This is a genomic window from Nocardia sp. AB354 (genome assembly GCF_049538315.1).
Classification (GTDB): domain Bacteria; phylum Actinomycetota; class Actinomycetes; order Mycobacteriales; family Mycobacteriaceae; genus Nocardia; species Nocardia nova.
In genome coordinates this window covers 1-7,752 of the sequence record NZ_JBMVFU010000031.1, presented here as the reverse complement: position 1 = coordinate 7,752, position 7,752 = coordinate 1, and the positions used below count along the sequence as shown (strand labels likewise).

The window sequence follows — 7,752 nt, the reverse complement described above, 5'->3', positions numbered from 1 at the left end:
CGCCGTATGGCCGACATGAGCGGTTCGCCCGATCAGCGATCGAAAAGTAGTGAGCACATATGTATGTGCGGCATATTCGAGTTCGCCGCACATACCACATCACTGAACCGTGGTTTGCTCGGAATCGGGTCGACGATATCGCCGAAGGAATTTCATCGGTCTTCGACAGTCCGCGGCGGCGCGGTTAGAGCATGCACCGCACCGAGGGTTCCGCCGGCCGCCGCACCGATGGCCGTCAACGGGACAGCCATGAGGGCGGCACCGTATGCGGCGCCTATCGGGCCCGCGGCAAGGCCGATCGGCGCGAACGGCACACCGACCGCCAGTCCGATTCCACCACCCACGACGGCTCCTATCAGCGCGAACGGGCTCGCTACCGCAGCGCCCGCCGCCGCACCGATCGCGGCGCCGCCCAGAGTCTCGCCTGCGATGCGGTCGGACCTGCTGCGCTCCATCCCCACGGAATCGAGAAAGGTGGCCATATCGGCCTCCGCGACTGCAGCACCGTCGTTGACCTGGATGGCCTGCTCCCGGTAGAGCCACTGCGGCGCGTCGACTTGCACGTCCCCGAAGCGCAACTTTCCGGCCGGCGGTGCGATCGGCGGTACAGGAGCGACCGGAACCGGCGGGTGAAGCACGCCCACCGGCGCCAAATAGTTCTTCTCGGGCATCGGCCGTGCCCACTGCAGCGAACTCAACGTATCGTGCGGAATTTCCAGCCCCTCGTACGGATGGACGTTCGGAGACTCGGCCGCGGGCCACTGCGCCGGTTGCGCGACCTCCGACTGGCCGGACCCGGCCACCGGGGCGGTCCGCACGCTTTCGGCTTTCGCGAATCCGGCGCCCACCAGCGTGAGAGTCATCGAAAGGGCGACCCCTGTCCCGATCGCCGAAGTCACCACTTTTCGCTGCGCGTCGTGAGCCCTGTGCTTGCCCTTGCCCATAGATCACCTTTCATCGGAAAAGAGATACTCGATACCCGGACAGAGGTGGCCTGCCGTAAGCGTCGATCGGCTCTGGCAGTGCATAACGCCGATGGAGCCGGTCGGGTGTTATTTGCTACGGCGGGTGGATGATTTGGGTTTGCCGGTTTTGCGGGGCACGACGTCGGCGGCCATCGCATCGCGCAGGCTCTTCGGTCGCATATCCGTCCAGTTCTTTTCGATGTACTCGATGCAGGCGTCCCGGCTGTCTTCACCGAAGACGACGCTCCATCCATCGGGGACCTCGGCAAAGACCGGCCAGAGGGAGTATTGCTCTTCGTGGTTGATCAGAACCGAGAATCGTCCGTTGTCGTCATCGAAGGGATTGGTGCTCATTTCACCTCGCTGAATGCTCGCATTGTGCGGATAGGGAATGCTCGTGCGTGTATCGGTGTCCGCAACCGGTGTGCGATCACACCGTGCGTGGAGCGGCGAGCGCTCCGGCAGATGGCCGATGAGTTGCGACACCGTCGGATCCCCTCCCCAGTGTGTCGACCTCCGGGCAGGAGAAGAGGGTGCGAATTGCATGTTCTTCGAGGCGGTCCCACACGTGGATGGGGGCGAAGCATCCACGCCCGTCCTGAGGCGAGAAGTCGGCAATCGTCGATCCGGCAGTACCAAAGTATGCGGATGAACACTGAAACCGCTAATCGGGCGAACCGCTCATGTCGGCCATACGGCGCAAACGGCGGTCACCAAGACAGCGAAAAATGTTCCGATCCAAGATCCCTGCGGCTTCGAATAGCTGTCGATGCCGCTGGTGGGTGGGGATCCCGAAGGGGCAGAAGGGCCGTGTGAGTCGGATTCCGCGGCCGAGCGTCTCGATCCAGCGGAGCTGGAACCGTAGGCGGGCCAAGAAGTTCGGATGCCGGATCCAGCCGGAGCCTCGACGGCTGACCGGCTCGACACGGCACGACGTTGCTACATCCTCGAAACCGAGGTTCCGGTCAGCAGCACTGTTCCCTGCCTCCCCGTAACTACCCGTTGCACTGTCGGGGCTGCCGGGTGGTCCGCGGCTGCACGCACAGAATTCCATCCGGGAGATGCGTCTATTGACTTCGAATGTGCACGCACGACCGATACGCTCGGCGTTGTTGCGGGGGATGTCGACTGTATTCGTTGTAGCCGTCGTCACTGCGACCGGCTCAGCACAGGCGCAATCCGAAGACGGGCCATCTCCGAACCTGCAGCATTGCCCACCCCTGTATGTCCTAGGGGTGCAAGGGACCGGCGAATCGTCGCCCGACGCACCGGCTTCCGTCGATGACGGCATGCTTTCGGCTGTGCTGGTCCCGCTGCTGTCGAGGGTGGGGCCGCAGCAGGCCGGGCATGCGTATGTCCCGTACCAGGCCTCGTTCGGCGGGATGGTCCCCGGCGGTCTGACGCCGTATTCGTACTCAGCGGCCGAGGGGCTCGACCGTCTGCGGTCGATGGCGCGCGAGGTCGTCGGCCTCTGCTCTCATACCGAGTTGGGGTTAATCGGGTATTCACAAGGGGCGCACGTCGTTTCGATGTTCGCGCGTGAGGTCGGGGCCGGCGGAGGTGCGGTGCCGGCGGATCGGGTTGCGGCGGTGGCACTACTCGCGGACCCGACTCGCGGCCGTGCTGCACCCGTATTCCCGGGAGCCCCTGGCAAGGACCGGCCGGATCCGGCGCCCGACACCACCGGCACAGAGGTCGCCGAGTTGCCGCAGTTTCCACTTGCGACGCCGCCCGGCGGCGGAATCGGCCCGGTGCGAGACATCATCGACGATTTCGGTGCGCTCACCGGGCGGGTGGCGTCGCTGTGTCGGCCCGGCGATCTGGCTTGCGACGCACCCGCCGACTCGCCGCTGATCCATATGGTCGCGACCATCGCGGGCCAGATCGAATTCGACCCCGACGACCTGTCGCTGACCTTGTCCTCCATCGCGGCCACTCTCCAGGCGACGATCGCCAAAACGCTGACAGCGGTGGTGAGCGACGACCTGCACGGTGATTCGCTGGGAACACTGTCGCTGACCCCGCAGAAGACACTCAGTATCCGGCTCGCGGAAGCTGCCGACCCGCGCGTGCCCGTCGGCCCGGAGGCGGACGAGGCACTGCTGAAGCTTGCCGCTGCCGCATTCAACACCCTCCTCGCGATCACCGGGACCGTGTTGTCCACCTCGGAGTTTTCCGAAATCGCCGGCACAGCGGCGACCAACCCACTCGCGGGGATTGCACTTCTGGCCCAGGAAATCGCCTCCGCGTCGCACCACCCGCCGCCACCAACGCAGGCGTCTCGGCTACTGACTCAGATATTCGACGCCCTCGGCGAGCTAGGAGCGGACAACGCCGAATTGCTGGATCCGCACACCTGGCTCAGTTATGTCGATACCGTCCGCCAGCACGGCGCCTATGCCACCGCCGGCGCCGGCGTCCGCTCCAGCACCGAAATGCTCGCCGAGTGGTTCACGGCCGTAGCCGGCGACCTGGCCGGCCACCGGCTCCCCCCGCCCCGCGAACGATCGAGCGAAACGCCCGGCCCCCCGTTCTCGACACCGACCACCTCGCCCCCGGCGCTGCCCGCGAGTCCACCGGTCACGGTTCCACTCGCGGCGCCCTCGTCACCAGCCGTACTCCCTGCCCCGATCGCGACTACGCCGAATACCCGGCCCGGCACCGCCCCAATTCGCAGCGAGACCGATCGGACGGACAGGCGGCTCCATTTGCTGCAGGTCCTGATGGGTCTCGTCATTGTTTCCGGAGCTGCGACCGCGATACGTACTCGCTTGCGCCGGGCGCACGCCGCCGCGGAGTCCCCTCGAGAGGATTCCGCAAGCGAAGAAGTCGTTCACACGCTACCGGAAAATATCACCACTCCCGAGCCGGGAGACGGCGCCGAGATTACGGTGGGTCAGCGCGAATCATCGCCGGAAGCGACGAGCGGCAGCACCGCTTCTTCATCCCTCCCCACCGGGTAACACATATCCAGCCACAGCCGGCCGAATTCAGCTCTGCCGGAACGAATTTCGCACGCGCAAACCCGTACCTTCTCGAATAAAACAGAACAGTTCACGTGGTCCGCTTATCGAGTTATCCATCGAAGCCGCACACGAATCTACGTCGACCGGGAGCTTTGTATTGGACGTCACCATGGATGAGAGCCAGGACGCAGTTGCCGAAATTGTCGTAAGCCTGCTGGAGCGCGTGAGCGCACGGAATATCGACCTATGGCCCGCCCTCCTCGGCAGCGGTCTGCTCTCGGCGCCCCTGCCGCCACGCTACGGCGGAGACGGCCTGGGCCTCTTGGAGGTAGCGGCGATACTGAAGGAGCTGGCAACCGACGCCGTAGAGGTTCCGATCCTGTCGACCTTCGGATTCGGGGTACTTCCCTTACTACGAGCCGCGACGGATGACGTGATGGAACGAATTTTCCCAGCTGTCGCCGAGGGAGCGATTGTCACCGCGGCGCTCAACGAACCCGGGGCACCGTTCTCCTCGAAACCCTCGACCACTGCGATCACCGACGGAACCACGGTGAGAATAAACGGCCACAAGGTCGCCGTGCAGTATGCGAGCCGGGCAAGCTGGATCCTGGTGCCGACCGATTCCGGACTCGCCGTCGTGGATGCGAAAGCGCCCGGTATCAGCCGTGTCCCGAACGCATCTCCGACCGGAGTGCCCGAATTCACGCTGCGATTGGACAACGTGTCCATACCGGCGGAGCAGTTGCTGCCCGACGGTGTCCCGCCACTGAAGCGGTTGGCGCTGGCTTCGATCGGATCAGTAGCGGATGGCCTGCTGCACGGAGTGCTGAAACGGACCGCCGAACAAGTGCACGCCCGGGCTCGGCTCGGACTGTCCCCCATACAGTTCCGGGCGGCATCCCGGAATATCCACGATATCTACGTCGCCTCTCGTGCGGTGCACTCGATCACACTGTCGGCGAATCGGGCGCTTGCGCAGGAGGACGACAGCGCCGAACATCGAAAGCGCGTCGACACTGCCCTCGAGACGCTGGCTTACCGGGTGACCACGGCGCTGCCCGAGGCCATGCAGAAGTGCTACCAGCTCAACGGCATCGGCTCCGAACACACGCGACCGCTGTACCGCTATTACTCGCAAGCGAAGGCCATCGCCCGCATCATCGGCGGATCCCCGTTCCGACTGGAGTGCTCTTGCGCCGAACGCGCTGTGCCTCGGCCACACGACGATGGGGCTGCCCCGAGTCCTGCCGACTTCGTATCTGCGGCGACTTCGGTCGCCACGATCTGAGGAGCGCGGCTGGAAATTCGCATCACGTCACTGAATCTGCTGTCACACTGAGGAATTGCGGCAAACACTCCCACTTCGCCATCGACTTCGTAGTCCAGAGAGGTCTTCATGCCGGACCCGTCCGAAACCATCGCTGCGGACCATGGGCGCACACCTGTCGGGTTGGACACTTCGCGGGCAAGCATCGCTCGCGTCTATGACGCGACGCTCGGCGGCAAGGACAACTACGAAGTCGATCGTGTCGTTCGCGATACGGTCGCTGAAATCGCGCCGCGCCAAAGCGATGTGGCCTGGATGAACCGTCGATGGCTGCATCGGGTGGTCCGATACCTCGCCGGCTGCGTCGGCATCGACCAGTTTCTCGATCTCGGTGCCGGACTGCCGACCGTCTGCAACACCCATGAGATCGCACAACAGCACAATCCCACCGCACAGGTGGTGTATGTCGACAACGATCCGCTGTGCGCTCTCCACGGCCGAGCCCTACTCGAACGCAACGAACACACCCACTTCGCATCGGCCGACCTGACCGAGCCGGATGCCTTGCTGGCCTGTCCCGAGATTGCCGCACAGCTCGATCCGAGCCGTCCTCTCGCTCTGATTCTGTGCGGCGTCCTTCACCACATCGATGACGATGCCGACCCCGCCCGAGTCATGCGCCGATACATCGACGCGATACCGGTCGAATCCTATGTTGCGATCACCCATTTCTGGGATCCCGCCGACGGATCCGCGGCACACGAAATGGCTGTTCGACTCCAGCACCGGTTCATGACGTCGGGATTGGGGTCCGGCTGGTACCGCACCCGCGACGAGATCGCCTCGTTCTTCGGTGATCTGGAGGTTCTTGCCCCCGGACTCGTCGAACTGGACGACTGGTGGCCGATGGGGCCCGAACTCGAACCCCGATGCCTCGAGAAACGGCTACTTCTCGGCGGAGTCGGGCGCAAAACGTTGCGGTCCAACGTTATCCCACTTCAGCACCAGAGCAAGCATCGGTGACGAGCTCGGCGGCAGGGATTTTCGAGGCGATGACGCCAGAGTCCGCGAATGGGACTGCGTCGCCGGAACCGGCGCGAGCATGTGGCCGGCGCCGAAGCTGCCGCTTCCGGTAGCCGGGCCACCGCGCCATCCACGTTATCGACGGCCTGGGCCGGCTTACCCGGAATAACATACGGACGCGGGCGGCATGCCAAGGTGCCACCCGCGTCCGACATTATGGGGTATCTCGTAAATGAGATCCCAGCAGCGACCGAATTACCTGACGGAGACTGTTGACGCCGATAAGGAAATACGGGCATAAACAGAATCGAATGCGGTGTTGGTAAATCGCCGGATTCTATCACCGCACCCGATTCCTGCGAATCGAACATTCGCGTTGCTCAGGGGTGTGTGGTGCACCCCCGATTCGACCCGCCGCCGCGCACCCCCACAGCAGAGGAGAAGAACAGCGGATATTGCGAGTCGAGAAGAGATACCGGCCGCACATTGGGGAGGTACGTCGGCCGGCTCGCACTCACAGCCCGACAATGCCGAGCAGCGAGTGCAGCAGGTTCACAACAAAAGTCAGAATCACAAGCAATCACCTCCCTTCGAGAACATCGTTGCCTTTGCCGAATTGAATCGGCTATCTGGGCCCGATCGGAGACATTACACAACGTCATTGCGGATCAAAACTCACGTGAAAGCGCCAGAAGAAAGAGGCGCGAAGGAAAAAACTGCCCGTTCACTGCACCTCTCCCGCGCTTACCAGGCGCCAATCCGTACTCCCACTCACGCATTGACCGCCACAATTCGGGTTCGTTTCGAAAAATTCAATGAATCGGATGCCGAAAGGTTTTCTCACCCGTCGGGTCACGAATGCGGCTGCAGCCACTACGCCTTCTTTGCGGGTGTCCGGTCGGTTCCGCAACCTCTCGCGAGGTGACCGGCGGTTCACGAAACGCGAATCGGTGCACAGGCTCAGCGAACACGCCGATAACCGCGCAACTACGCCGACCCGCATGACTATCGGGCGAGCACCCGGCGTCGTTACTCTCAACGCGCCGTGTACATCCGACGATCTCCTCGCCGGACGACAGTCACTCCACCGGAACGGTGCAGGCCATTCGGTTCGACAACGAAACTTGTTGTGCTGCAGCTATCTTCAGCGATGTCGTTCTCGTTCCCCCCTCGAGCAGGAGCCGGGGACTCGCACGACGGGCACGCCTTTCGAGTTCCACATCCGAAACCTCGCAACAGGCACGCAAGTGCTGAACTCTTGTGCGCGGTCACCTGGAGTGGGTCGGCATGCTCGATCACTTCACCAGCCTCGGTGGTCTGCACCCACGTGCCGCCGTGCACGTCGATGCCGCCGCGCCAGGATTTCGGCTCGACCACCATGACCGCACGTCAGTGCGAGTTCACCGAGCGTTTGCCCGCCGCTGAGCCGGTGTGCATCCGGCTGCCCTAGTTTCTGGCAAGGGTGGCCCGGCTGCCGCCCGGCGTGCACGTTCCGCAGGAACGGCAGAAATGCCGCACCGGGGACAAC

General features: G+C 63.7%; 5 protein-coding genes and 1 pseudogene. 4 read left to right on the top strand and 2 right to left on the bottom strand.

Annotated features, from left to right (window positions below; all coding sequences use genetic code 11):
• Nucleotides 1-152: 152 nt before the first annotated feature.
• Nucleotides 153-944, bottom strand: coding sequence for a hypothetical protein (locus ACPCUW_RS31085; protein ID WP_423428772.1), 792 nt, complete (start codon nucleotides 942-944; stop codon nucleotides 153-155).
• A 108-nt stretch (nucleotides 945-1,052) separates the two neighbouring features.
• On the bottom strand, nucleotides 1,053-1,319 hold the full coding sequence (locus ACPCUW_RS31080; RefSeq protein WP_423428832.1) for an MbtH family protein: 267 nt from the start codon (nucleotides 1,317-1,319) through the stop codon (nucleotides 1,053-1,055).
• Between the two features lie 707 nt (nucleotides 1,320-2,026).
• Here ACPCUW_RS31080 and ACPCUW_RS31075 point away from each other — a divergent pair.
• From ACPCUW_RS31075 to ACPCUW_RS31060, 4 genes and pseudogenes are all read left to right on the top strand, one after another.
• A pseudogene (locus ACPCUW_RS31075) lies at nucleotides 2,027-2,797 on the top strand (cutinase family protein); the annotation flags it as partial.
• Nucleotides 2,798-2,824: 27 nt separating this feature from the next.
• Nucleotides 2,825-3,928 carry a hypothetical protein gene (locus ACPCUW_RS31070; RefSeq protein ID WP_423428838.1) on the top strand — a complete coding sequence of 368 codons (1,104 nt, stop codon included), beginning with the start codon at nucleotides 2,825-2,827 and terminating at the stop codon, nucleotides 3,926-3,928.
• A gap of 172 nt (nucleotides 3,929-4,100) precedes the next feature.
• Nucleotides 4,101-5,222 carry an acyl-CoA dehydrogenase family protein gene (locus ACPCUW_RS31065; protein ID WP_423428770.1) on the top strand — a complete coding sequence of 374 codons (1,122 nt, stop codon included), beginning with the start codon at nucleotides 4,101-4,103 and terminating at the stop codon, nucleotides 5,220-5,222.
• Nucleotides 5,223-5,330: 108 nt separating this feature from the next.
• Entirely contained in the window at nucleotides 5,331-6,224 is an 894-nt protein-coding gene (locus ACPCUW_RS31060) for an SAM-dependent methyltransferase (RefSeq protein ID WP_423428769.1), read from the top strand.
• The last annotated feature ends 1,528 nt before the right edge of the window (nucleotides 6,225-7,752 follow it).